Source organism: Pseudarthrobacter sp. S9 (assembly GCF_050156545.1).
In the GTDB taxonomy this organism is placed as follows: Bacteria; Actinomycetota; Actinomycetes; order Actinomycetales; family Micrococcaceae; genus Arthrobacter.
In genome coordinates, this window is sequence record NZ_CP189576.1 from 161,610 (window position 1) to 185,312 (window position 23,703).

The following is a 23,703-nucleotide window of genomic DNA, read 5'->3' on the forward strand; positions in this document are numbered from 1 at the left end:
GGATCCAGTCCAGTTTAGTTGCAGCTGCCCGGTTCGGGCTCAGCGGTTCGCCGGCGGGGCGAGCGGAAGCAGCGCGGTTCCGGCGGTGGCGGTGTCTGCCGACATCTCCCACACGCGGCGGAGCGCACAGAACTTCCACCAGTGGTGCTTGAGGACGTCCGGGTTGGCGCGCAGCGGACGGACCTCCGTCTCACCCACTGCAACCGCCAGCAGGATCGGGGATTCGCCGTGCGGCCAGGCTTCCCACTCCCCCGCCACGGGGTCGACGAGGCTTTCCTCGGCCTTCATGCCTGCCACGAGCTGCATCACCACTTTGTCGTCGAGCGGCTTGACAGTCCCGTCACGGCTTGTGCCCTTGGTCTTGTAGTCGATCAGGCAGGTCCGGCCGTTGATCTTTGCGACGAGGTCCAGGGTGCCGGCGTAACCGACCGTCTTGTTCCAGACCGTGATCTCGGGCGCGATCGGCTCCACCTGGAAGAGCTCCCACCATTCGTCGAAGCGGGCCGCGAAGGCTTCCTCGCCGTTGGCCGCCAGCGCCTCCCGGGTTTCCTTCATCTGGTGCGGCCGGCCGAGGGCACGGAGCGCAACCTGCTCGCAATAGTTGTGCACCCGGTCCCCGCGCTTGGCGGCGTCGTCCCGGTACGTTTCCGCAGCCTTCGCCGCCCGGCTCACCGCCTGGCGCAGCTTCGCCGGGCTGCCCAGGATGCCGGGCAGGGCGGGATCCTGGGCGAGGCTGTTTGCACCCATGTACCCGAACCAGCCGTCCAGGCCGTGGGGCTGCTGCCCGATAACCGTGGTGATGGAAGGGACGGAGAATTGCTCGGACGTGGAGCGTGCGTACATCCGGCCGTAGTCGGTGGCGTGGGCGAGGAGCGGAGCGGTCATGGAAAGACTCTTTCACAGGGGTCAGACAATGGGAGCAAAAGCAGTGGGAACAAAACAAAATGGCCCGCCCCGCTGAGTCAGCGGAACGGACCATTTGTTCAGGTGCGTATCTTGGTGGGCGATACTGGGTTCGAACCAGTGACCTCTTCGGTGTGAACGAAGCGCGCTACCACTGCGCCAATCGCCCCAATGCCATTGAATGCTAGCCCACGCTGGCGGATTTTAGAAATCGGCCTGTCACGCGCCTGTCCCGACCGTTCATGCCCGCCTCACAGAGGTCTGGCAGAGTTCCTGGATCGCGGCGGGATCGCCCGCGGTCCACTTTCGGAGCGCCAAGCGCCGCCAGCCGAATTACAAGTCTGTAATTCGCAAAATCCCCTAGAATTCAACGAAGCAGGGCCATCCGCCGCAACGTGCGCCGTCGCGATTTGTAGATTCCTCGAACCTCCTATAGAGTTCTTACTCGTTGGAACGCGAGGAAATGCCGATTGCGGCGCGGAAATCCACTCCAACATTGCGGACGTAGCTCAGCTGGTAGAGCACCACCTTGCCAAGGTGGATGTCGCGAGTTCGAATCTCGTCGTCCGCTCGCAGGACACTGTCACGGCAAGGGTTTCTTCGGAATCCTGCTTACACGGTGGGTTGGCCGAGAGGCGAGGCAGCGGCCTGCAAAGCCGTATACACGGGTTCGAATCCCGTACCCACCTCGGTGAAAACCATGGTTTCCGGTTCTGGCCGGATGGCAATGGGCGATTGGCGCAGCGGTAGCGCGCTTCCCTGACACGGAAGAGGTCACTGGTTCGATCCCAGTATCGCCCACCAAAGCAAGGAAACTTGCTTGATGCAGTACCACCGGCCCAGCCGGCATGGACTTCATATTGCGGACGTAGCTCAGCTGGTAGAGCACCACCTTGCCAAGGTGGATGTCGCGAGTTCGAATCTCGTCGTCCGCTCTCTTATGCATTTGTACTAGATTCAAACAATTCCACTCCGGATCCTTCCGGTTGCGGGCGATTGGCGCAGCGGTAGCGCGCTTCCCTGACACGGAAGAGGTCACTGGTTCGATCCCAGTATCGCCCACCACAGCAAGCAGCTCCGCGGAGCTGCTTTTTTCTTGCGCGCTTTCTGCGCCCTTCCCGATCGGCCCTGGTCGTGTGCCCCGGTGATATCTGGACCGGGCCGCAAGACCCTTGACAGCAGACGGACACGAATGGCCCCGCGCCCTTGGCATGATCGGGACCGGCCGTTACGATCAGAAGCGGGAGGAGCGATCTGGCTCCGCGACCGAGGGGAGGTGCCCGTGGGAATTCTTGACGATCTGAAGGGCAAGGCTCAGCAAATCATTGGTGGCAACGAACAGGCCATCAAGGACGGCATCGGTAAAGCCGGCGATTTCGTCGACTCGAAGACCGGCGGAAAGTACGCCGACAAGATCGATGCCGTGCAGCAGGGTGCTTCCGACTTCGTGGACAAGGCAGACGGCAATCCGGAGACGGCACCCGTCGCCGAGGAGAATCCCGTCGCCGGTGAGCCCCCTGTAGCCGGGGAACCCCGGCAGCAGGGCCTCTGACCCAGGTACGTCAGCGAGGTGCCGGTCCCGCCGTGAGGCGGCGCCGGCACCTTCGGCGTTTAACGGACAGCGCTTCTTCTAAGGCCCGGCTGTCAGGAAGGTTCGTGGTTCTGGCCCTCGCGGGCAAGTGCGGTCAGCCGGGAGACGGCTCGAAAGTATTTCTTCATGTATCCGCCGGTCATCATTTCCTCCGTGAAGAGCTGATCGAAGGGCACGCCGCTGGCGAGGATGGGGACATCCTTGTCGTACAGCCGGTCCGCCAGCACCACGAAGCGCAGGGCCACGGCCTGTTCGGTGATTGTTTCCACGTTCTTCCAGACCACACCCTCGATACCGTCCAGGAGCTGGCGGTAGCGGCTCGGGTGGACGCCGGCGAGGTGGTTGATGAGGGTGCTGAACTCATCGCGGGCCACGGTCTTGCCGTCGAACTCGGCCTTCATGTGGTGCGCCAGCTCGTCATTGCGCAGCGGCAAGGGGGCCGCCGGGAGGCCGCGGTGGCGGAAGTCCTCACCGTCGATCCGGACGACGTCGAACTGGTCCGCCAGCACCTGGATTTCGCGCTGGAAGTCGACGGCGGCAAAGCGGCCGTCGCCCAGGGAGCCAGGCAGGGTGTTGGAGGTGGCGGCGAGCTTGACGCCGGCGTCGGCGAGTTCGCGCATAAGCCGGGACATCAGCACGGTGTCGCCCGGATCGTCGAGTTCGAATTCGTCGATGCACACGAGCTTGTAGTGGCTGAGGGCCTCGACCGTCTTGCGGAAGGACAGCGCCCCGACCAGGTTCGTGTATTCCACGAACGTGCCGAAAGCCTTGGGCCCGGGGGCGGCATGCCACAGCGAGGCCAGCAGGTGGGTCTTGCCGACGCCGAAGCCGCCATCAAGGTAGATCCCGGCCCGGGAGGTGTCCTTCTTGGCGAAGAGCCGCTTGAACAGGCCGTCGCCGTCGCGCGCGCCCACACCCGACGCGAAGCCCTCCAGCTCACGGACGGCATGCGCCTGGCTGGGCTGGGACGGATCCGGCCGGTAGCTGGAAAACGACACCCCGCCAAACCGCGACGACGGATAGAACCCGTTGAGGAGTTCATCCACGGAAACTGCCGGTGTTCTGGCGGCGAGCTGTTCGATCTGTACCAAGGTGGTCCGTTCTGCTGGTCTCTTGTCCCCAGAAAGAATACCGGCAACGCCGCCACTTCTTTCTGAGGGAGGCGTGACGAAGGCGGGAGGAAGGCCTGTGCGGACCGGGGCACGTGATGAAGGCCATATTTCCGAGTGTGACGCTGTGGAGCATTCTCCCCGGGGCGTGGCTAGTGTTGTACCAGGCCCGGCGCCGCATTCGATCTTTCCACGGCCCGGCCTCCTGACAGTTTCAGTGAAAGGCCACCGCAATGCCCTACCCCGTTGAGCAGAACGAGAAGTTCGCCGCCTATGCCCACCCGGAGCGGCTGGTATCCACCGATTGGCTCGCTGCGGCAATAGAAGCCGGCGCGCTCGACGGCGGCAAGCTGGTGGTGGTGGAGTCCGACGAGGACGTGCTGCTGTACGAGACCGGCCACATCCCCGGCGCGGTGAAGATGGACTGGCACACGGACCTTAATGACGAGGTCACGCGCGACTACGTGGACGGCGAGGCCTTTGCCGCCCTGGCCGCGGCCAGGGGTATCTCGCGGGACAGCACCGTGGTCATTTACGGCGACAAGTCCAACTGGTGGGCCGCGTACGCCCTGTGGGTGTTCACCCTCTTCGGCCACGAGGACGTCCGGCTCCTGGACGGCGGACGTGACAAGTGGATCGCCGAGGGCCGCGCCCTCACCGAGGAGACCACTGTTCCCGCCCCCCGCACCTACCCCGTGGTGGAACGCAACGACGCCCCGATCCGCGCCTTCATGGGCGATGTCCTGGAGCACTTCGGCAAGCCGCTGATCGACGTCCGTTCGGCCGAGGAGTACACCGGCCAGCGCACCCATATGCCGGCCTACCCCGAGGAAGGCGCCCTGCGCGGCGGCCACATCCCCACGGCGGCGTCCATCCCCTGGGCCCGCGCGGCAGCCGGGGACGGTACCTACCGGAACCGCGCCGAACTCGAGGTGCTGTACCTGGGTGAAGCCGGGCTCAAGGAAGGCGATGACGTCGTGGCGTACTGCCGGATCGGCGAGCGTTCCAGCCACACCTGGTTTGCGCTCAAGTACCTTCTGGGCTTCGACACCGTCCGCAACTACGACGGCTCCTGGACCGAGTGGGGCAATGCCGTGCGCGTCCCGATCGTCAAGGGCACCGAACGCGGCCCGGTTCCGGCCATCAGGCAGGCCGCCAGGTAGCCGATACGCCGGCCGCCAATGGGACGGACAACTCGGCCCGGAGCGGGACACAATCGCTCGGCGTGCGTAAGCTGGGAGTGATGAATACTTTTGCCCTCCCCGCCGCACTGGCGGAAATTGTTGACGACTTCCAGGCCCTGACCGAAGCCGAGCGGCTGCAGCTGCTCCTTGAGTTCTCACGCGAGCTTCCGGAGCTTCCGGAGCGGCTCAGGGACCACCCGGAGCTGATGGAGCAGGTGGTCGAGTGCCAGACTCCGCTGTTCCTCACCATCGAGACGGAGCATCTCGACGGCGATGCGCCGGAGCGCGTGCGGTTGTTCTTCAAGGCACCCCCGGAAGCCCCGACCACCCGCGGCTTCGCGGGTGTGCTGCATGAAGGACTCGACGGTCTCAGCGCAGCGGAGATCCTGGCCGTCCCGGACGACATGCCGGAACTGTTGGGCCTCACCCGGGCTATCACTCCCCTGCGCATGCGCGGCATGACGGCGATGCTGGGCCGGATTAAGCGCAAGGTGGCCGCCTCCTCGGCAGGGCCGTCCGCAGCGCGGCAGTCCCGCACCCGGCAGTCCTGACCCCGGGCGCCCGGACTCTTAACTGAGATGGCCCGCAAACAGGCATCCCAGGGAACGCCGGCCACCGCGGCCCTCGCGGCGGCCGGCGTTCCTTTTGTTGCGCACCCCTACAGCCACGATCCGGCGGCGACCAGCTACGGCCTGGAAGCCGCGGAAGTGCTCGGCATTGACCCCGCCAGGGTGTTCAAGACCCTGATGGTCGACGTCGACGGCCGGCTCTCCGTCGGCGTCGTCCCGGTGAGCGGGAACCTCGACCTCAAGGCGATGGCTGCTGCCCTGGGTGGCAAGAAGGCCGCCATGGCTGATCCTGCCGCTGCGGAGCGCCGGACCGGTTATGTGCTCGGCGGCATCTCCCCGCTGGGGCAGCGGCAGTCCTCCCCCACGGTCGTGGATGACAGCGCCCTGGAGCTGGACACGATCCTCGTTTCGGGCGGACGGCGCGGACTGGACATTGAGCTGAAACCCGCTGAGCTGATCAGGCTCACCGCCGCGCGCACCGCCCGGATCGGCACCGGCGGGCGCTAGCGGCTCTCGCCGACGCGTGCGGCTCCCGGGTTTGCGCGGGGTGCCAGTTGCTGCCGCAGCCAGGCCGTGACCAGCCGCTCCCAGCGCTCCGGATCCACGTTCCATTCCTTGGTGTGCAGCGCCTTGCTGAATGGTTCGAACGTGACCATGTCCGGGTTCTTCTCGGCCAAGGCCGCGGACGGCCCGTAGGGAACATATTCGTCGTCCACGCTGTGCAGGATCAGCGTCGGCGTCCTCAACTCCACCGCACGCGATACCCAGTCCATTGCCTTCAGGTCCACAGGGGCGGCCAGTCCGGTCAGCCGGCGGCCCAGGCGGTGGCTCAGCATCAGCTGTCCGTAGCGGCCCACGGAGGACGGAATCCGGTTCAGCTCCGCATGGTGCGCCAGCACGTTGACCCAGTTGATCACCGGTGCGTCCAGCACCATCGCCCGGATCAGGTGGTGGTACCGCGAGAGGTCGGCCGTCTGCAGGCAGATCGCGCCGCCCATGGACCAGCCGAAGAGCACCACTTCGCGGGCACCGTGCTCGAGGGCAAAGCTGATGGCGGCCTCGACGTCGCGCCATTCGGTGGAGCCCAGTCCGTAGCGCCCGTCCTGGGCCGACGGCGCCAGTCCATCGTTGCGGTACGAGATCAGGAGACTGGACATGCCCAGTTCCCGGGCCGTGCGGACGGCCCGGAGGCCCTCCTGCCGCGTGGCCCCGCGTCCGTGCACCATGATCGCCCAGACGTCCGACGCCGGCGCGGCCCCTACCAGCCACGCCGGTGCGGTCCCGCCGTCGACCTCGATCAGCACCTCTTCCGCCGGAAGACCGGCGGTGGCGGGATCCGGGTTGACCGCGCCGCTCCACCAGCCGCGCCGTGCGGTCGAAAGGTCACCGCTGTAGACGGCCTCGACCTCCCGCAGCACGGTGCGTTCGGCCGGCGAGTAGGACAGGATCCGGCCGATCCGGGCGTGGCCCCGCCCGCCGTCAAAGAAGAGCCCGTAGACGCCGTCCACCGTCGCATCGGGTGTGGCCGCGAGGATGACCCGCAGACCCCGCCCCTCGCGGATCACGGCCAGGACTTCCTGGTCCGGCTCGCGGACCCTCGCCGGGGTGATGACGCGCCGGGCGAAATAGAGCGCCAGGGCGGACGACCCGGCGGCCAGCAGGCCCGCCGCGGCGCTGCCGCCGATGATGCCGCCCACCGCCCACTTGGCATTTCCGGGCCGCACGGCCCCGGCGCCCTCCTCAAGGGGAGCGGCGGGTCCACGGGCGGACGGGCTCCGGTGCGGGTCCGGCAAGAGGCGCAGGGATGATGCCATGGCACCATTCTGACTGAACTCCGGCCCAAGGCGGGCATCCTGTCTGTTCAAACTGCCTGTTCAGGCTGCCCGCCCAAGAGTATTCAGACGCCGGCAGGGACACGGGAAGATTAGTGGGCTGGCAGATTCGTGCAGCGTCAGAGTCGTGCAGGGGCAGAAGCGCGCGACTAGGCTGGGGTCATGAGTGATCCAATCGTCATTTTGACAGAAGAGCCCCTCGGCGCGGATGACCGCGTCAACATTGAATCCCTGGTTGCCGGCGGTGATTCGCCCCTGGTGGTCCTGGTTCCGGCCAATACCGAACGACACCTGGTGGTGGACTTCCTGGAGAACCTGTCCATGCTGGAGATCGCCAAGGCCTTCCGCGAACTGACGGCACAGTCCCACGATCCTGCCGCCGAGCGGGCCGAAGCCGCCGAGACCCTGGCCGACTCGCTCGCGGCGCTGGCCGGGCTTGGCAGCGGTGTCACGGGCGAGGTGGTCGAAGGCGGAGCCGTCGAGGGCCTCGTCGCCAAGGTCAAGGAACTGGGCGCCGGACAGGCCGTAGTGGTCACCCGTCCGCATGCCCTGGCCGACACCTTCCACACCGATTGGGCCAACAAGGCCCAGGACCGGCTGGGCTTGCCCGTGCTGCATCTGTACGCCGGTTCGGGATTTATCGGGGACTCCTGAGCGTTAATCAGGCTATGAGCACCCCCGAAGACACTTCAGCAAACACGTCCGCTACCACGTCCCCGGACCCGTCACTCGCCGTCGGACCCGTCCCCCCGGCGTCCCCGCCCGCAGCGAAGACGGACGAGCAGTGGCGCCGGGAGCTGACGCCCGAGGAGTACCGCGTGCTGCGGCAGGCCGGCACGGAGCGGCCGTACACCGGTGAATACTGGGACACCCACACGGCGGGCGTCTACCAGTGCCGCGCCTGCGGCGCCGAACTCTTCACGAGCAAGGAGAAGTTCGACTCCCACTGCGGCTGGCCCTCCTTCTGGGCTCCGCTGGCGGACGGGACCGTCCGCTATATCCACGACCGCGCCCTGGGCATGGAGCGCGTGGAAGTCCGTTGCGCCACGTGCGATTCCCACCTGGGCCATGTGTTCGACGGCGAAGGCTACGGCACCCCCACGGACCAGCGCTATTGCATCAACTCCGTTTCGCTGAAGCTGGTACCGGCAGACGACGCCGGGAACTGACCCTGGCCGAAGTGACCCAGGCGTCCGGCGGCCCCTTACCCCGGCTGGCTGCCGGGCACCGCCGTTGCGGTGCCCGGCAGCCAGCCACGCCCCTGCTGTAGCTGGGGCAGGCTTCCCGCCGCACTTGCCACAGACTTTCTTATGCTCGACCTTATTTTGCATTAGAGGTTCTGATTGCTTGCTACGCTCGGTTTAGAAACCAGCGAGACGCTCCAAGCAACCCGAAAGGCGCCTGTCGACGATGACCACGACCGCTATTACCGCCCCCGCCCCGATCACCGCCAACTCCAAGGACTGGCTGCAGCTCAAAGCTGCCGCCACCGCCCTGCAGGCCCTCCAGATCCAGGACGGATCCGTGCCGGACCCCGCCTCCCACGAGACCGCCGCCGGACACGTCGGCACCATCTCGGCAGCGATCACGGCACTCGCCCCCGCCTTCCCGCACGACGCCCGCTACCTTGAACTCCTCGTCACCGATTTCGGCCGCTGGGCCGACGGCGGCTTCGGCGTGCCTGACTTCCTTGACGCGCTGCAGGCCTTCCAGCCGCAGCAGCACCGGGTCAACGGGCTGCAGCACCTCGTCGTGTTCCCCATGTACACCCAGAACGGCAGCAGCAACCGACTCGTCGAGGCCGTGCTGATCGAGGTCATCTGGCCCGAGTTCATCGCCGGGCTGGAAGAGGGCGAGTACTCCAACAAGCTCTTCGTCCCGATCCGCTTCCTGGACTTCACCCCGGGCTACGACACGAACTCCGCAGTGCTGTTCCCGGAAAGCGTGGCCGTCCGCGAAACCCCGACCTTCACGTGGGGCGCCATCTTCGCCGACCGTGAAGCGGCCCGCTTCCGGCGCGTCCTTCGCGCCGCCGCGGACATCACCTCGCTGCAGCTTCCCGAGGACGCCGCTGGCCTCCTCGAGGACCAGGCGTTGACCCAGGAAACGTTCGTCATGTGGGACCTCATCCATGACCGCACCCATATGCGCGGCGACCTCCCCTTCGACCCGTTCATGATCAAACAGCGCATGCCGTTCTTCCTCTACGCCCTGGAGGAACTGCGCTGCGATCTGACCGCCTTCCGCGAATCCGTGAAGATCGAGAAGGACGAGGACGCGGACCCGGAAGCACGCCGGCACGCCAAACTCGTCCAGTACGCCGTCATCTTCGACCGCATCTTCCGCTTCGCGATCACCGGCAGCCGCGTCCGCAACTACGACGGCCTCGGCGGTCAGCTGCTCTTCGCGTGGCTGCACCAGCACCACGTGCTGCACTGGACCGACAGCAAGCTCAGCATCGACTGGGACGAAGCCGCCGACGTCGTGATTGAACTCGGTGCCCGGATCGAGGAACTGTACTGGCGCTCGATCGACCGCCCCAAGACGGCCCACTGGCTGGCCGCCTACGAGCTCATCTCCGGCACTGTCACGCCGAACCCGGCCTCGGTCTGGGCCAAGGGCCCCGGCGCCCTGCCGCTGGACGGCCCGCCGCGCGGCCTTACGGACCAGGTGCTCGACGACGAGTTCCCGCTGTCCATGTTCTATGAGGCCCTCGAGAAGAAGATGCGGTCCGTCATTGAATCCACGGCCGGCATCACGGGCGACACAGCCACCGGATCCGCAACCCGGGCCATGAACGCCGCCGGATGAGCGCCGGACGCACCCTGAACGTGGTGGTCACGGGCGGCAGCGGGCCGTCCGGGATCGCCACGGCCCGCGCCCTGCGCGAGGCCGGCCATACCGTCTTCACTGTCGGCTCGGACGGTCCCCGCATCGAGGCCGGCGCCGCCGAGGCCGGCAGCGGCGTCACGCCGCTGGTCTGCGACCTCGCCAGCCTGGCGGACGTCCGCGCGCTGCACGCCACTGTGCATGCCATTCTGGCGGGAACGGCAGGAAGCATCGACGGCGTCATCCACCTCGTGGGCGGCTGGCGCGGCGCGAAGGGCATTGCGGACCAGAGCGACGAGGACTGGGACTTCCTGGAACGTGCCGCCATCACCACGCTGCGGAACGTCACGCGGGTCTTCTTCGACGATCTCGCGGCCTCGGACACGGGCCGCTTCGCGATGGTCTCCTCCACGGCCGTCAGCAGCCCGACGGCGGGAGGCGCCAGCTACGTCGCGGCCAAGGCCGCGGCGGAGGCCTGGACCCTTGCCCTGGCGGACGGCTTCCGCAGCGGCAACGCCGCACCCGGCACAACCGAGTCGCCGATGGAGCAGCACAGCGCCGCCGCCATCTTCGTCGTGAAGGCCCTCGTGGACGCGCAGATGCGCGCCAAGTCCCCCGAACGCACCTTCCCCGGCTTTACCGATGTGGAGGACCTGGCGGCCGCCGTCGTCGGACTCTTCACCTCCCCCGCGGCGGAATTGAACGGCCGGCGGCTCCCGCTTAGCCGTTGAACTTAGCCGTGGAGACCCGACCTCTTAGACTGAAAGCGTGAGTAAAACGATGACCAGCACAGTTGAAACTGCCCCTGCCAGCACTGCGGTGCGGCTCCATGATCCCTCCGTCCGCGGGTTCGCCTCGGACAACTACTCGGGCGTCCACCCCGAAGTCCTGGCTGCCCTCGCCGCCGCCAATGAAGGGCACCAGGTCTCCTACGGTGAGGATGACTACACCGCGCGACTGCAGCAGCTCATGGAAGCTCACTTCGGCACCGGGATCGAGTGCTTCCCCGTCTTCAACGGAACCGGCGCCAACGTCCTTTCCCTGCAGTCCCTGCTGCCGCGCTGGGGCGCCGTCATCTGCGCCTCCACGGCGCACATCAACATGGACGAGAACGGCGCGCCGGAACGGATCGGCGGCATCAAGCTGCTCCAGGTCCCGACGACCGACGGCAAGCTCACGCCCGAGCTGATCGACGGCGAAGCCTGGGGCTGGGGCGACGAGCACCGCGCCCAGCCGCTGGCCGTTTCCATCACCCAGACCACCGAACTCGGCACCTGCTACACGCCGGAGGAGGTCCGCGCCATCGCGGAGCATGTCCACTCCAAGGGCATGAAACTGCACATGGACGGCGCCCGGCTGGCCAACGCCGCCGCCCACCTGGACGTTCCGCTGCGGGCATTCACCCGCGACGCCGGCGTGGACATCCTTTCCTTCGGCGGCACCAAGAACGGCCTGCTGTTCGGCGAGGTGGTGGTCGCCCTCAACCCGGAAGCCGCCCACGGCCTGATCTACCTGCGCAAGATGAACATGCAGCTCGCGTCGAAGATGCGGTTCATGTCCGCCCAGTTCATTGCCCTGCTCGAAGGAGATCTGTGGCTGCGTTCGGCCTCGCACGCCAACGCGATGGCCGCCCGGCTGCGCGCCGGCGTCGAGGGGATTCCTGGCGTCGAACTCAGCCAGAAGACAGAGTCCAACGGCGTCTTCGCCGTCCTGCCCGCCGGCGTGGCGGACCGCCTGCGCAAGACCTTCCGCTTCTATGACTGGAACGAGGCGGCCCGCGAGGTCCGCTGGATGTGCTCCTTTGACACCACCGAGGAAGACGTTGATTCCTTCATTGCGGCCATCAGGCGCGAACTCGCTCCCGCCTGACCCTTGCACGGTATCTCCCTGCACTGTATCTCCGGCCCGGCGGCGAGCCTGCCGGGCCGGAGAGCCCGCGTTGCATAATCTTCCATTGTGAACTCACTCGACCAGGTTCCGGCAGATTTCCTCTTCGCCCTGGGAACCCTTCGACAAGCACGGTGCCGCACCGAACTGCACCTGGACGAGATTCCGGCACCGTCCCGGCTCGCGCCGTTCGCGGTCGCCCTGGGGGCCGAGGTGATCGGCCCCGGCGGCGCTGCCGAGGCCGGCATGGTCCACGGCCCGGCCGCCGCCGGCCTGGAACCAGCCTCCGGCAGCGACGACGTCGAGCTGGCCACCGGCCGCTTCATCCTGCTCCACGATCCCGACGGCTCGGCGGTGTGGGGCGGGGAATTCAGGATCGTCACCTACATCCGCGCCCAGCTTGAGGCCGAAATGGGCAACGATGAAATGCTGGGATCCGTCGCGTGGACCTGGCTGGTCGAAGCGCTGGAGAACCACCAGGCGCCCTACGGCTCGGCCGGGGGCACCGCGACCCGGGTGCTGTCCGAAAGCTTCGGAACGCTCGCCGAAAGGCCCAATTCGATCGACATTGAGCTCCGCGCCTCCTGGACCCCGGCCACCCCGGACATCACCTCGCACCTGGAGGCGTGGTCGGACATGGTCTGCACCTTCGCCGGGCTGCCGCCGCTGCCCGAGGGCGTCACGGCGCTGCCCCGGCGACCCCGGGGACAGTCGTGACGTCAGGCATAAACGAGTCGGTTCCGCGACGGTCGCAGCCTCATACGCCGTGTTGTCGGTAAACTGGAGACATCATGACCCCTCAAAATCCGGAAATCACCACGGCCGGCGCTCCGGCCGCTGACACCACAGCCCACATCACGGTGGAAGGCTTCGACAGCCTGGTCCCCGAGGTAATCGACCTCGACGCCCCCCGCGACGGCGTGCCGCTCGTCATCGAAACGCAGGCCGGCCTGGAACGCTGCGCAGCGGCCCTCGCCGCGGGCCACGGCCCCGCGGGCGTGGATGCCGAACGCGCCTCCGGCTTCCGGTATGGCCAGCGCGCCTTCCTCGTCCAGATCCGCCGCGAAGGCTCCGGAACCTGGCTGATCGACCCCGAACCGTTCGGTGACCTGCGGATCATCAACGACGCCCTGAGCGGCGTCGAATGGATCCTGCACGCCGCCAGCCAGGACCTGCCCTGCCTGTCTGAGCTCGGCATGTGGCCGGACAAGCTGTTCGACACCGAGCTCGCCGCGCGGCTGGCCGGACTGCCCCGCGTGGGGCTCGCCGCCGTCATCGAACAACTCCTCGGCTTCGGGCTCGCCAAGGAGCACTCCGCCGCGGATTGGTCCACCCGCCCGCTGCCGGAACCCTGGCTGCGCTACGCCGCGCTCGACGTCGAGGTCCTCACCGAATTGCGCGAAGAGCTCATTGAACTCCTCGTGGCCGACGGCAAGCTCGACTATGCGGAACAGGAATTTGCCGCCATCCTCGAGGCCGGGCAGGCCCCACCGCGCGTTGACCCGTGGCGCAAGACCTCTGGACTCCACCAGATCCGCGACCGCCGCCAGCTGGCCGCCGTGCGCGAGCTCTGGCTGGAACGCGATTCGCTGGCCCAGAAGCGCGACGTCGCCCCGGGCCGGCTCATCCCGGACTCGGCCCTCGTCGCCGCGGCCAAGGCGATGCCGTCCACCGTTCCGCAGCTCCTCGGCACCAAGGGCTTCCACGGCCGGGCCGCCCAGCGGGAAGCCCCGCGCTGGCTGCGCTGCATCAGCACCGCCAGGGCCCTGGAGGAACTCCCGCCGCTGCACCTGCCCACCAACGCGCCCCCGCCCCCGCGCGTCTGGGCCGACCGGGACCCGGAGGCCGCCGCGCGGCTCGCCACGGCCCGCCCCAAGCTCCAGGCCAGGGCCGAGGAACTGAACCTGCCGGTGGAAAACCTGCTGACGCCGGACTACCTCCGGCGGGTGGCCTGGCGTCCGCCGGCGGAGCTCAGCGAGGAGGGCGTGGCCGAGGAACTACTAACCCTGGGGGCGCGCCAGTGGCAGATCGCGGTCACCGCACCGCTGATCACCGAGGCCTTCCTCCACCCCGAGCCGCTGCCCGTGAAGGAACCCAAGGCCGCCGTGGAGACGGCGTCCGGCTTCGCCCTCTAAGCCGCCGGCCGCCGCGCCGCCTCCACACTCCTTGCCAGCTATGTTACCGGCAAGTAACATGTTGCTTGATGTCGCCCGGAATCCTGCTGCCCTTGGCACTTCCTGCCACCGGTACGGGGATCCGGCATCCATGTCTCAATGAGGAGTAACACGTGAGCCAAACCCGGAGCAGCGGAAAACCCAGCAGCGCGAATTCCCGCCCCATCCGCGAGGTCGTCTTCGTCGACGGCGTCCGCACCCCGTTCGGCCGCGCCGGCGAGAAGGGCATCTACGCCGGAACCCGCGCCGACGACCTCGTGGTCAAATGCATCCGCGAGCTGATGCGCCGCAATCCCTCCCTGCCCGCCGAACGGATCGACGAGGTGGCCATCGCGGCCACCACGCAGACCGGCGACCAGGGCCTGACCATCGGCCGTACCGCTGCCCTGCTGGCCGGCCTGCCCCGCATGGTGCCCGGCTTCGCGATCGACCGGATGTGCGCCGGCGCCATGACCGCTGTGACCACGACGGCGAGCGGTATCGGCTTCGGCGCGTACGACGTCGTGATTGCCGGCGGAGTGGAACACATGGGCAACCACCCGATGGGCGCCGGCGCGGACCCGAACCCGCGCTTCATGTCGGAACGGATCGTGGACCCGGCCGCCCTGAACATGGGCAACACAGCCGAGAACCTGCATGACCGCTTCCCGGCCATCACCAAGGACCGCGCCGACGCCTACGCCGTCGCGTCGCAGGACAAGCTGGCCGCGGCCTACGCCAAGGGCCAGATCCAGCCCGACCTCGTGCCCGTCGCCACGATGAAGCCCGGCCAGGGCTGGACCGTCAACACCCTGGACGAGCCGCCGCGGCCGGGAACCTCGCTCGAGGACCTCGCCGCGCTCAAGACCCCGTTCCGTGCACACGGCCGCGTGACCGCCGGGAATGCCGCCGGCCTCAACGATGGCGCCACGGCCGCCATTCTGGCCTCCGCGGACGCCGCCGAGGAACTGGGCCTGCCGGTCAAGATGCGCCTGGTCAGCTACGCCTTCGCGGGTGCGGAACCCGAGGTCATGGGCATCGGCCCGGTCCCGGCCACCGAAAAGGCACTCAAGAACGCCGGACTCGGCATCGGAGACATCGGCCTCTTTGAAATCAACGAGGCCTTCGCCGTCCAGGTGCTCAGCTTCCTGGACCACTTCGGGATCGCCGACGCCGACGCCCGGGTCAACCGCTACGGCGGCGCGATCGCCGTCGGACACCCGCTCGCGTCCTCCGGCGTCCGGCTGATGAACCAACTGGCCCGGCAGTTCGAGGAGGACGCCTCGGTCCGGTACGGCATGACCACGATGTGTATCGGCCTGGGCATGGGAGCCACCGTGATCTGGGAGAACCCGCACCACGCCGACTACGGCAGTGCCGTTAACAGCAGGGCCGTTGACAGCAGTGCCGTCGACAGCAGAGCCGTTGCCGGTGCCGAATCAGCCACCACCACCGAGACTGGAGCCGCAGCATGAGCGCCGCAGATTTCCGCAAGCTTGCCGATCTCTTCCCGAACGAGACTCTCACCCACTCCTACGTCCAGGACATCGAGCTTCCCGCCGTCGATGGCAAGGACAGCCCCGGCACCTTCGCGCTGGTCACCCTGGACAATGGCCTGGACCACTCCAAGCCGACCACCCTGGGCCCCAACACCCTCGTGGAGCTCGGCACGGTCTTGGAAGGCCTGAAGGAGCGTGCCGCCCGGGGCGAGATCGTCGGCGTCGGCGTGACCGGCAAGCCGTACTTCCTGGTGGCCGGCGCCGACTTGTCCACGGTCAAGTCCGTTACGGGCCGCGAGCACGGGCTGTGGATGGCCCAGCTGGGCCACGATGTCTACTCCACGCTGGCTGACCTCGGCGTCCCCAGCTTCGCGTTCATCAACGGCCTCGCCTTGGGCGGCGGGCTGGAAATCGCGCTGCAGTCCACCTACCGCACCGTGTCCACCGGCGCCGGCGCGCTGGCCCTGCCTGAGGCCTTCATCGGCCTCATTCCCGGCTGGGGCGGCGTCTACATCCTGCCGCGGCTGATCGGCCCCGAAAACGCCGTCAAGGTGATGATCGAGAACCCGCTGAGCAACAACCGCACCCTCACCGGGCCGCAGGCGTTCGAGCTGGGCGTGGCGGATGCCATGTTCGAGCCGGCCGACTTCGTGGAGCAGTCCGTCGCCTGGGCCTCGAAGGTCATCGCCGGTGCCGTGACACCGGAGCGATCCAACGCCGTCGACCCGTCCGATCCGCGGGTTGCCGCCCGCTGGGCGGACGCCGTCGCCGCCGGGCGTGCCTTCGTGGAAGCCAAGACCTCCAACGCCTCCCCGGCGCCGGCGAAGGTCCTGGACGTCCTGGAAGCCAACCGGACCCTGACGCAGGCAGAGTCCGCGGAGCTCGAATGCGAGACGCTCGCGGACCTCATGCAGACCGACGAGTTCCGCTCCACCGTTTACGCGTTCCTCGACCTCGTGCAGCGGCGTTCCAAGCGTCCCGCCGGCGCCCCGGACCGCAAGCTCGCCCGCCCCGTGACCAAGATCGGCGTCGTGGGGGCCGGGCTGATGGCGAGCCAGCTCGCGCTGCTCTTCGCCCGCCAGCTCAAGGTGCCCGTGGTGATGACGGACATCGACCAGGCCCGCGTGGACAAGGGCGTGGGCTATGTCCACGCCGAGGTGGACAAGCTGCTGGCGAAGAAGCGGATCAGTTCCGACGCCGCCAACCGCACCAAGGCACTCGTCACCGGCTCGGTCTCCAAGGAAGCGTTCGCCGACGCCGACTTCGTCATCGAGGCCGTCTTCGAAGAGCTCAACGTCAAGAAGCAGGTCTTCAAGGAAGTGGAGGCGATCGTTTCCCCGGAGTGCATCCTCGCCACCAACACCTCCTCGCTGTCCGTCACGGCCATGGCGGAGGACCTGGAGCACCCGGAGCGGCTCGTGGGGTTCCACTTCTTCAACCCGGTGGCCGTCATGCCGCTGCTGGAGATCGTCCGGGCGCCGAAGACCGACGACGCCGTGCTGGCCACCGCATTCGAGCTCGCCAAGGGGCTCAAGAAGTCCGCCGTGCTGGTCAAGGATGCCACCGCGTTTGTGGTCAACCGCATCCTGCTGCGCCTCATGGGCGAAGTGACGGCGGCCTTCGACGAGGGCACGCCCGCCGAGGTGGCGGACAAAGCGCTGCGCCCGATGGGGCTGCCGATGACGCCGTTCGTCCTCGGCGCGATGGTGGGTCTGCCGGTGGCGCAGCACGTCCAGGAGTCGCTGCACGCCGCGTTCGGGGACCGCTTCACGGTCTCGCAGAACCTGCAGAAGCTGATCGGCAGCGGCGTGAAATCCATCTGGTCGCCCGAGAAGGACCCGGACGGCATGCCCTTCATCCCGGCCGAGACGCTGGCGCTGATGTCCTTCGGCAATTCGCCATCGACCGGCGCGGACGTGCTGCGCCGCACGCAGGATGCCCTGGCGGAGGAAATCGGCCTCATGCTGGACGAGGGCGTCGTGGCAGGCCCGGAGGACATCGACCTCTGCATGATCCTCGGCGCCGGCTGGCCGATGTTCCTCGGCGGCATCACCCCGTACCTTGACCGGGTGGGCGCCTCTGAACGGGTCAACGGCAGGAAGTTCCTCGCGCCCGGCGTAGCCTCCGCGCCGGCGTAGGGACGCCGTTCCACTCTTGTCTCCGGCTGGCGCCGCCACCCGGACCGCATTCCCGGCCCCCGTCACGAATGCGGTCCGGGCGGCGGCGCTGCGTGTCGGGTTGCGCCGGCGCAGTGGGTGCTCGACACATAGACGAGCTCGGCATTTCGATGCGGACGGCCTGGAAGTGCCACGACGAGGCCAACGCTCGGTCTGGTGGACACACCGCTACGCGGGCATTCTCAAATGTTTCTTCGAATCCGGCTACGCGCGCATCTTCTACGAGTCAACGCGGACCATTGTCATCGCGAAGGGCAGGGCCTAGCATGTGGGCAGAGCCCCGCTCTGGGGACCAACTCCGGGACCTTCCCTCGTTGAGTGTCGGGCACACCTTCGGAGGCCCGCGTCCTGGACGTCACACGACGGGAAAGACCATGACTAAATATCTGTTCCAAGCGAACTACGTGGGCGACGGCATTAAAGGCCTCATGCGAGAAGGCGGCACAAAGCGCCGTGATGCGGTCGTCGAAGCGCTTAAATCGGTGGGAGGCTCGCTCGAATGTTTCTACTACGCCTTCGGGGAGACCGATGTCCTGGGGGTCTTTGAGATCCCGGATCAGGCCAACGCGGCCGCCCTGTCGCTGATGATCAATTCCACAGGCTCCGTGGAGCTGCAGCTGAAACCGCTCATGACACCGGAGGATCTCGACGAGGCAGCCAAAAAGACACCGTCATACCGGGCCCCCGGGCAATAGAAGACCAGCAGCCCGGCTGTAATTGGGCAGCGAGTTAACTAACTGCTCGCGCCGGAGGCGATGACGCCTGCGCCAAGGGCCGCAATGATCCCGCTGCTGACGCGTTCGACGGCGGTGTTCACCTTGGGGCGCCGCAGCCACCCCATCGCTTTGAACGCGACGACGGCGACCACGGCCAGGTAGGCGAAGGCGATGACGGCTTCCACCGAGCCCAGGATCAGGGCCGTGCCCATGGTGTCCCCGCCGTGCGGAATGAACTGCGGGACGATCGCCAAGTAGAACAGGCCCACTTTGGGGTTGAGCAGAGTCGACAGCGCCCCGGCGCCAAAACCTGCAAGCCTGTTGTACAGGAGGGGCGTCTCGTCGCTGCCGCTCTCAAGTCTTTCCTTGGCGGCCTTGCGCGTTTTCAGGAACGACGAAACGCCGAGGTACAGCAAGTACAGCCCGCCTGCGATCTTGAGCCAACGGAAAATCTCGGCAGACTGTTCCAGAATAGCTGCCAGACCTACGCCGACAAGCCCAGCCCACACGATCGCCGCGGCAGCCGAACCGGCCGCCGCGGCGATGCCGGCACTGGGTCGGTTCAAGGCGATGCGCAGCACCAAAAACGTGTCCGGTCCAGGCGTCACCGAAAGGACGAGACACAGGCCGGCAAAGGCGGCGAGCGAAGCGATGGTCATGGGAACGATTATCCGGCAAAGTGGCTACCGCCACAAAACACTGCCACAAAGAGCGGCCGGAGAGCATGAGCACGGGGTCGTTCTTTGCACCGTGCAGAGTCACCTGACCCGGCGGTTTCCGGCGCGAGCTGACGATACTCTCATTCGTTGTCCTGATTCCGCCAGCTTGATCGGACTGGCCGACGCATTGTTCCGCCATCCCTGACTATCAGTCACAAGCTCTAGGGTTTCGGTCGCAGGCCGTCGAGGGTGAGCTGAACCAGGCGTCTCACCGCCGCCTTCGACGGCAGGTTGGCGGCAGCGGCGAGTGCGTGAAGGCAGTAGTTGGCGAGCTCCTCGGGCGTCATGTCGTTGCGGATTGCGCCAGAGCTGGCGGCACTGCGCAATGCGTCTTGGATGAAGGCGTCCTGCCGATGCCGGGCGTCGCCACCGTGCACGATCGCTGCCCAAGGGGGGCCGTGATGTTCGTGGGTCATCATGGCGTGGACTTCGAGGGTTGCCTCGAGTTGCTGGCCCGCGTCGCCTCCTGACGCGGTGACCCGGGTGAGGTGCTCGAGGTGGCCGGCGAGCTGCCCGTCATGCCAGGCAATGAGGATCGACTCGACATCCGGGAAGTACTTGTACAGAGTCGCTCGACCGATGCCGGCCTGCTGGGCGACCTGCGACATCGTCACCGACAGCGCCCCGTGCTCGGCAACGAGCGCCACGGTGGCCTCCAGGATCGCTTCCCGGACCGCGGCGCGGTGCGCATCGATTGTCTCATTCCACAGCTTCGGCACGCACCCAGTCTACGATACGCAGCGATCGTGACACTATGTCTTGATTAAAACAATGTGTCTCGATAAGATTCCTTCCATGACCCACGGGTCCCCGCGTGACAGGAGAAGGAACCTATGAGCGACCGGCAACCAACCAGCGACAGCAAGGACGGATCGGGCCGAGGAGCCGCCAGCGGCCCACCGAGGTGGGTGAAGGTCTTCGCGATTACCGCCATTGTCTTTGTCGTGCTGGTCATCGTCATGCTGCTCACCGGTCACGGTCCCGGTCGCCATATGCCGGGCGCTCTCGCTGGCCACCCGCTACCCTTCACCGCTGCCGGACATGGAGTGTGACGGCCATGATCATGCCACCCGGTCTCCGCAAAGTCGGGCTCACCGCTCACATCGCCTCGTCGGTAGGCTGGCTCGGCGCGGTGACTGCATTTCTCTGTCTTGCCATTACTGCAGTGGTCAGCCCGGAAGTTCAGATCGTGCGGGCCATGGACATCGCGATGGCACCGTTCGGCCGCTTCGTCCTAGTTCCGTTGAGCATCGCCTCGCTGCTCACCGGCATTTTCCAATCGTTCGGCACCAACTGGGGCTTGCTGCGGCACTACTGGGTCCTCGCGAAACTCCTCATCAACGTCCTCGCCACCGCCGTCCTGCTCCTGTACATGCCGTCGATCGGCTACCTGGCGGACCTGGCGGCAGACACGACATCCGCCACCACCGATCTCCATCTGCTCCGGAGCCCCTCGCCTGTGCTGCACGCCGGCGCCGCCCTGGCGCTCCTGATCGTCGCGACGGTGCTGGGGGTGTACAAACCCCGGGGCGCGACCCCTTACGGACAGCGAATGCAACGCAGCCCTACTCGCGCACTCGGTTGAACCAGACCGGACGGTAGTAGAGCGCCCATAGCAAAGGAGTTTCCCATGAAGCACCATCGCCTCCCCGGCTGGCCAGGTAAGAGCAATGCCGCCACCGACGCTGGCGCAGCCGGCGGAATGATCGCCGCCCTCACCTACAGTGACAGTACGGGCTTCCATGACATCGACATGAGCCTCCACGGCGATGCGCCCGCCATCGACCCAGCCTGGATCCACACAGTCCGTAAGGCGCGCATCGCCGTCGCTGCCGTGCCGTGGCCCGACGACGTACAGCAGGCGGCGAACACGTTCCTGGACGCCGCAGGAACCCTCGCCGAAACGCTCGACGAGGGCCATGTCCAATCCGCACTCACACCGGCCAGGGCCACACACGCCGCCCAACATGCCCTGAGCAACGCCGGCTGGAGTCACCTCGCGCACGCCGCCGGCATCCAGGTCGGCGGCAACAGCACGCATGAACCCCGGCGGCCGGACTAGATACGGCTCCTTCGGATGCCCCTTCCGCCGACGAAGTGTATACCCATCAAGAGTCACGCGACGTGGCTTCACCTGCCTCAGGCGTCGCTGGTGCTGGTCTATATGAATTCTCACTGACCAGACCGGCGCCCCTCACGCTGCAAGTCCCCTCGGGTTGGCTAACCTGGGCGCCCTCAGACCTCCCGGAGCCTGCCGCCGTCGAGCTCGAGGATGCGGTGCGCGTGGGCCCGCGCGTAGGCGAGGTCATGCGTGACCAGCACGACGGCGGCGCCCCGCGCCGTGGCGGCGTCGACGGCCTGTCCCAGCCGCTCGAGTCCGTGCCGGTCCAGCCCCACGGTCGGCTCGTCCAGGGCAAGCACGGACGGCTCGCGCGCCAGGACCGTGGCCAGGGCGAGCAGCCGCTGCTGTGAGGCGGGCAGTTCGGCCGGGTGGGCTTCTGCGGCGCCGGACAGCCCGACGGCGGCCAGCGCCTCGAGCGCCCGGGTGCCGGCCGCCTCCGCCCCGATCAGCCTGCGGATGCCGAAACTGACTTCGCGGAGCACCGTCCGTTCGAAGAGCTGGTCCCGCGGGTGCTGGAACAGCAGCCCCACCGAGGCGGCGACCCGGCCGGTCGGGCTGCCGGCAATGCTGGTGCCGCCGACCAGCACGTCCCCGGACGTCGGACGGAGCAGACCGTTGAAGTGGCGCAGGAGGGTCGATTTGCCGGTCCCGTTCGGGCCGGTCACGGCAACAATCTCACCGGGCTGCACCGCCAAATCGAGATCCCGGAGCACTTGTTCTCCCGGACGCGTGCTCGGACGTTTGTTGGCCGCCCCGTAGCGGAAGCCGATGCCCGTCAGTTCGAGGGCCGCGGGCGCCCCGGACAGTGCAGTGCGTGCCCCGGGCACGCCGTGCCCTGCCGCGCCGGGCCCGTCAAAGCCGGGCCCGTCGGGGAGAACCACGCCGGCCCTGTCCAGCTCGGCGGAGCCGGCAACCTGCGCCGGCGGCCCGCTGGCGGTGACCGTGCCGCTGCCGGAGTGCCTGTCGAGGACGATCCAGTGCGAGGCCTCGCGGGCGAGCCCGTCGGCGGCCTGGCTCAACAGGACGACGGCGGTGCCGGCGTCGAGCAGTCCCCGGATAAGATCCCGGACCTGGCTGGCTCCGGCCCCGTCCAGGGACGCCAACGGTTCATCGAGCACCAGCACGTCGGGACCGGTGATGGCGGCGCAGGCCACGGCAAGGCGGCGCAGTTCCCCGCCGGAAAGAGTCGACGGGTCGCGGTCCAAAAACCGGTCCAGGCCGGTCAAGACTGCGGTCCGGGTCACGTCGCGGCGCATGTCCTCCCGCGGAACGCCCCGGTTCTCGAGACCGAAGGCGAGTTCCTCCGCCACGGTGGAGCGCACCGAGGACAGCATGGCTGCGGCGTCCTGCGGGACGAAGCCCACCCTCCGGGACCACGCTGCGGGATCGATCCGGGGATCGTCCGCCCCGCCGTGGAACTCAAGCCGTGCGGCGCCGAGCTCCAGGCTGCCGCTGAGGCTTCCGGCGTGTCCGGCCCGCAGCCAGCCGGCCAGCAGTTTGCCCAGCGTGGTCTTCCCGCTGCCGGAACCGCCCAGGACCGCCGTCAGCCTGCCCGGCGCAGCGGACAGGCTGACGTTCCGCAGGACAGGACGGGTGTCCCCGTGGAAGGTGAAACTGCCGATCCGCGCGAGCAGCGCCGGCCGCGTCGTGGCGCTCACGAGGGCCCCGCAGCCGGCCAGGAGAGCGCCAGCCGGAGCGCCACGGCACAGGCGGCCAGCAGCAGCGCCGCGGCGCGGAAGCGCCGCTGGGCGGGCGGGTCATCGACGTCGCGGTAGCTGGTGCGCGGGCCCGGGCTGCCGAATCCCCGCGCGTCGAGGGCCTGCGCCCTGCTGCCGGCGTCCTCGATCAGCCCCAGGACCAGCGGTACCATCTGCAGCCGCACGGCGCCCAGCCGGGACAGCAGGCCGCCGCGGAGCACCAGCCCGCGCGCTTCCTGGGCCTGCCGGATACGGTCCAGCCGGGCCGCGATGGCCGGTACGAGGGTGAGGGTGGAGGCGAGGACGAAGCCGAACTGCGGCGGCACCCGCTTGGCGGCCAGGGCTGCGACGAGATCGGGGACGCTGACGGTGAAGGAAAAAAGCAGCAACACGAGTACGCACGCGGCGGTGCGCGAGGCCAGGTCCAGCGCGAAACCCAGCCCCTCCGCGGTGACCCGGGCCGGGCCCCACTGGGCCAGGATCGTATGGCCTTCGGGAAAGAACAGCCCGTGCAGCACCAGGAGGGAGACGCACAAGGGTGCCAGGATCACGGCGGCCGCGGGCAGCACCCGCCCCGCAACTCCCGCGCGTGCGGCAAGCACGGCCGCTGCGAGGGACACGGCGAGGGACAGCGGCCAGCTGGCTGCCGCCGTCGTGATGACAGCGGTACAGGCAGCCGCGGTCAGCGCCGTGAGCGGGTGGAGGCGCGGGGGCAT

Annotated in this window: 23 protein-coding genes and 6 tRNA genes; 21 read left to right on the forward strand and 8 right to left on the reverse strand. The window is 67.7% G+C overall.

Features of this window, described 5'->3' with window-relative positions:
• Window positions 1-39 precede the first annotated feature (39 nt).
• Window positions 40-885 (reverse strand): cytochrome, encoded by an 846-nt coding sequence (locus ACQCSY_RS00810; protein ID WP_427132373.1) that lies wholly within the window; start codon window positions 883-885, stop codon window positions 40-42.
• 112 nt (window positions 886-997) lie between these two features.
• Window positions 998-1,072 (reverse strand) — tRNA-Val (locus tag ACQCSY_RS00815).
• 329 nt (window positions 1,073-1,401) lie between these two features.
• Between ACQCSY_RS00815 and ACQCSY_RS00820 the strand changes: the two genes are divergently transcribed.
• The 6 genes from ACQCSY_RS00820 (at window position 1,402) to ACQCSY_RS00845 (ending at window position 2,455) form a co-directional block, all read left to right on the forward strand.
• Window positions 1,402-1,474 (forward strand) — tRNA-Gly (locus ACQCSY_RS00820).
• A gap of 47 nt (window positions 1,475-1,521) precedes the next feature.
• Window positions 1,522-1,592 (forward strand) — tRNA-Cys (locus ACQCSY_RS00825).
• A gap of 40 nt (window positions 1,593-1,632) precedes the next feature.
• Window positions 1,633-1,707, forward strand: a tRNA-Val gene (locus tag ACQCSY_RS00830).
• A gap of 58 nt (window positions 1,708-1,765) precedes the next feature.
• Window positions 1,766-1,838, forward strand: a tRNA-Gly gene (locus ACQCSY_RS00835).
• Between the two features lie 55 nt (window positions 1,839-1,893).
• Window positions 1,894-1,968 (forward strand) — tRNA-Val (locus ACQCSY_RS00840).
• A 217-nt stretch (window positions 1,969-2,185) separates the two neighbouring features.
• Window positions 2,186-2,455 (forward strand): antitoxin, encoded by a 270-nt coding sequence (locus tag ACQCSY_RS00845; protein ID WP_427132374.1) that lies wholly within the window; start codon window positions 2,186-2,188, stop codon window positions 2,453-2,455.
• 92 nt (window positions 2,456-2,547) lie between these two features.
• Here the strand turns inward: ACQCSY_RS00845 and zapE are convergent, their stop codons facing one another.
• Complete coding sequence (gene zapE, locus ACQCSY_RS00850) at window positions 2,548-3,585, reverse strand: cell division protein ZapE (RefSeq protein WP_427132376.1); 1,038 nt, start codon at window positions 3,583-3,585, stop codon at window positions 2,548-2,550.
• Window positions 3,586-3,836: 251 nt separating this feature from the next.
• Between zapE and ACQCSY_RS00855 the strand changes: the two genes are divergently transcribed.
• The 3 genes from ACQCSY_RS00855 to ybaK all read left to right on the forward strand — a co-directional run bounded on the left by ACQCSY_RS00855 (window position 3,837) and on the right by ybaK (window position 5,863).
• Entirely contained in the window at window positions 3,837-4,766 is a 930-nt protein-coding gene (locus ACQCSY_RS00855; protein WP_427132378.1) for a sulfurtransferase, read from the forward strand.
• Window positions 4,767-4,846: 80 nt separating this feature from the next.
• The gene (locus tag ACQCSY_RS00860) at window positions 4,847-5,338 is read left to right on the forward strand and encodes a SufE family protein (protein WP_427132380.1); all 492 of its coding nucleotides are present in this window, start codon (window positions 4,847-4,849) and stop codon (window positions 5,336-5,338) included.
• Window positions 5,339-5,365: 27 nt separating this feature from the next.
• Window positions 5,366-5,863, forward strand: coding sequence for a Cys-tRNA(Pro) deacylase (ybaK, locus tag ACQCSY_RS00865; protein WP_427132382.1), 498 nt, complete (start codon window positions 5,366-5,368; stop codon window positions 5,861-5,863).
• On the opposite strand, the gene ACQCSY_RS00870 is transcribed toward ybaK, so the two are convergent.
• Window positions 5,860-7,170, reverse strand: a complete 1,311-nt coding sequence (locus ACQCSY_RS00870; protein WP_427132384.1) for an alpha/beta hydrolase family protein — start codon at window positions 7,168-7,170, stop codon at window positions 5,860-5,862. The two genes, ybaK and ACQCSY_RS00870, sit on opposite strands and share 4 nt — an antisense overlap.
• Window positions 7,171-7,350: 180 nt before the next feature.
• On the opposite strand from ACQCSY_RS00870, the gene ACQCSY_RS00875 reads away from it, so the two are divergent.
• The 10 genes from ACQCSY_RS00875 (at window position 7,351) to ACQCSY_RS00920 (ending at window position 18,428) form a co-directional block, all read left to right on the forward strand.
• Window positions 7,351-7,842: a hypothetical protein gene (locus ACQCSY_RS00875; protein WP_427132386.1), complete on the forward strand. Its 492-nt coding sequence runs from the start codon at window positions 7,351-7,353 to the stop codon at window positions 7,840-7,842.
• Between the two features lie 14 nt (window positions 7,843-7,856).
• Window positions 7,857-8,357 carry a peptide-methionine (R)-S-oxide reductase MsrB gene (msrB, locus tag ACQCSY_RS00880; protein ID WP_427132388.1) on the forward strand — a complete coding sequence of 167 codons (501 nt, stop codon included), beginning with the start codon at window positions 7,857-7,859 and terminating at the stop codon, window positions 8,355-8,357.
• Window positions 8,358-8,598: 241 nt separating this feature from the next.
• Window positions 8,599-9,999, forward strand: a complete 1,401-nt coding sequence (locus tag ACQCSY_RS00885) for a DUF6421 family protein (protein ID WP_427132390.1) — start codon at window positions 8,599-8,601, stop codon at window positions 9,997-9,999.
• Entirely contained in the window at window positions 9,996-10,748 is a 753-nt protein-coding gene (locus ACQCSY_RS00890; protein WP_427132392.1) for an SDR family oxidoreductase, read from the forward strand. Before ACQCSY_RS00885 ends, ACQCSY_RS00890 begins: the two co-directional genes overlap by 4 nt.
• A gap of 49 nt (window positions 10,749-10,797) precedes the next feature.
• A complete protein-coding gene (locus tag ACQCSY_RS00895; protein WP_427135579.1) occupies window positions 10,798-11,886 on the forward strand; it encodes a threonine aldolase family protein in 1,089 nt (362 codons plus the stop codon).
• An 84-nt stretch (window positions 11,887-11,970) separates the two neighbouring features.
• Window positions 11,971-12,621 carry a DUF3000 domain-containing protein gene (locus ACQCSY_RS00900; RefSeq protein ID WP_427135581.1) on the forward strand — a complete coding sequence of 217 codons (651 nt, stop codon included), beginning with the start codon at window positions 11,971-11,973 and terminating at the stop codon, window positions 12,619-12,621.
• 74 nt (window positions 12,622-12,695) lie between these two features.
• A complete protein-coding gene (locus ACQCSY_RS00905) occupies window positions 12,696-14,039 on the forward strand; it encodes an HRDC domain-containing protein (protein ID WP_427132394.1) in 1,344 nt (447 codons plus the stop codon).
• Window positions 14,040-14,191: 152 nt separating this feature from the next.
• Window positions 14,192-15,532, forward strand: a complete 1,341-nt coding sequence (locus tag ACQCSY_RS00910) for a thiolase family protein (RefSeq protein WP_427132395.1) — start codon at window positions 14,192-14,194, stop codon at window positions 15,530-15,532.
• Window positions 15,529-17,694, forward strand: a complete 2,166-nt coding sequence (locus ACQCSY_RS00915) for a 3-hydroxyacyl-CoA dehydrogenase NAD-binding domain-containing protein (protein WP_427132397.1) — start codon at window positions 15,529-15,531, stop codon at window positions 17,692-17,694. The genes ACQCSY_RS00910 and ACQCSY_RS00915 overlap by 4 nt, the downstream gene beginning before the upstream one ends.
• A 413-nt stretch (window positions 17,695-18,107) precedes the next feature.
• The gene (locus ACQCSY_RS00920; RefSeq protein ID WP_427132399.1) at window positions 18,108-18,428 is read left to right on the forward strand and encodes a GYD domain-containing protein; all 321 of its coding nucleotides are present in this window, start codon (window positions 18,108-18,110) and stop codon (window positions 18,426-18,428) included.
• Between the two features lie 38 nt (window positions 18,429-18,466).
• Here the strand turns inward: ACQCSY_RS00920 and ACQCSY_RS00925 are convergent, their stop codons facing one another.
• Together ACQCSY_RS00925 and ACQCSY_RS00930 are read right to left on the reverse strand one after the other, a co-directional pair.
• On the reverse strand, window positions 18,467-19,108 hold the full coding sequence (locus ACQCSY_RS00925) for a LysE family translocator (protein ID WP_427132401.1): 642 nt from the start codon (window positions 19,106-19,108) through the stop codon (window positions 18,467-18,469).
• A 221-nt stretch (window positions 19,109-19,329) separates the two neighbouring features.
• Complete coding sequence (locus ACQCSY_RS00930; RefSeq protein WP_427132403.1) at window positions 19,330-19,887, reverse strand: TetR/AcrR family transcriptional regulator; 558 nt, start codon at window positions 19,885-19,887, stop codon at window positions 19,330-19,332.
• A 338-nt stretch (window positions 19,888-20,225) separates the two neighbouring features.
• Here ACQCSY_RS00930 and ACQCSY_RS00935 point away from each other — a divergent pair, with 338 nt between their 5' ends.
• Entirely contained in the window at window positions 20,226-20,753 is a 528-nt protein-coding gene (locus ACQCSY_RS00935; RefSeq protein WP_427132405.1) for a DUF2269 domain-containing protein, read from the forward strand.
• Window positions 20,754-20,798: 45 nt separating this feature from the next.
• Window positions 20,799-21,230, forward strand: a complete 432-nt coding sequence (locus tag ACQCSY_RS00940) for a hypothetical protein (protein ID WP_427132406.1) — start codon at window positions 20,799-20,801, stop codon at window positions 21,228-21,230.
• A 173-nt stretch (window positions 21,231-21,403) separates the two neighbouring features.
• Here the strand turns inward: ACQCSY_RS00940 and ACQCSY_RS00945 are convergent, their stop codons facing one another.
• Window positions 21,404-22,948, reverse strand: a complete 1,545-nt coding sequence (locus ACQCSY_RS00945) for an ABC transporter ATP-binding protein (protein WP_427132407.1) — start codon at window positions 22,946-22,948, stop codon at window positions 21,404-21,406.
• The gene (locus ACQCSY_RS00950) at window positions 22,945-23,703 is read right to left on the reverse strand and encodes an energy-coupling factor transporter transmembrane component T (RefSeq protein WP_427132408.1); all 759 of its coding nucleotides are present in this window, start codon (window positions 23,701-23,703) and stop codon (window positions 22,945-22,947) included. Before ACQCSY_RS00950 ends, ACQCSY_RS00945 begins: the two co-directional genes overlap by 4 nt.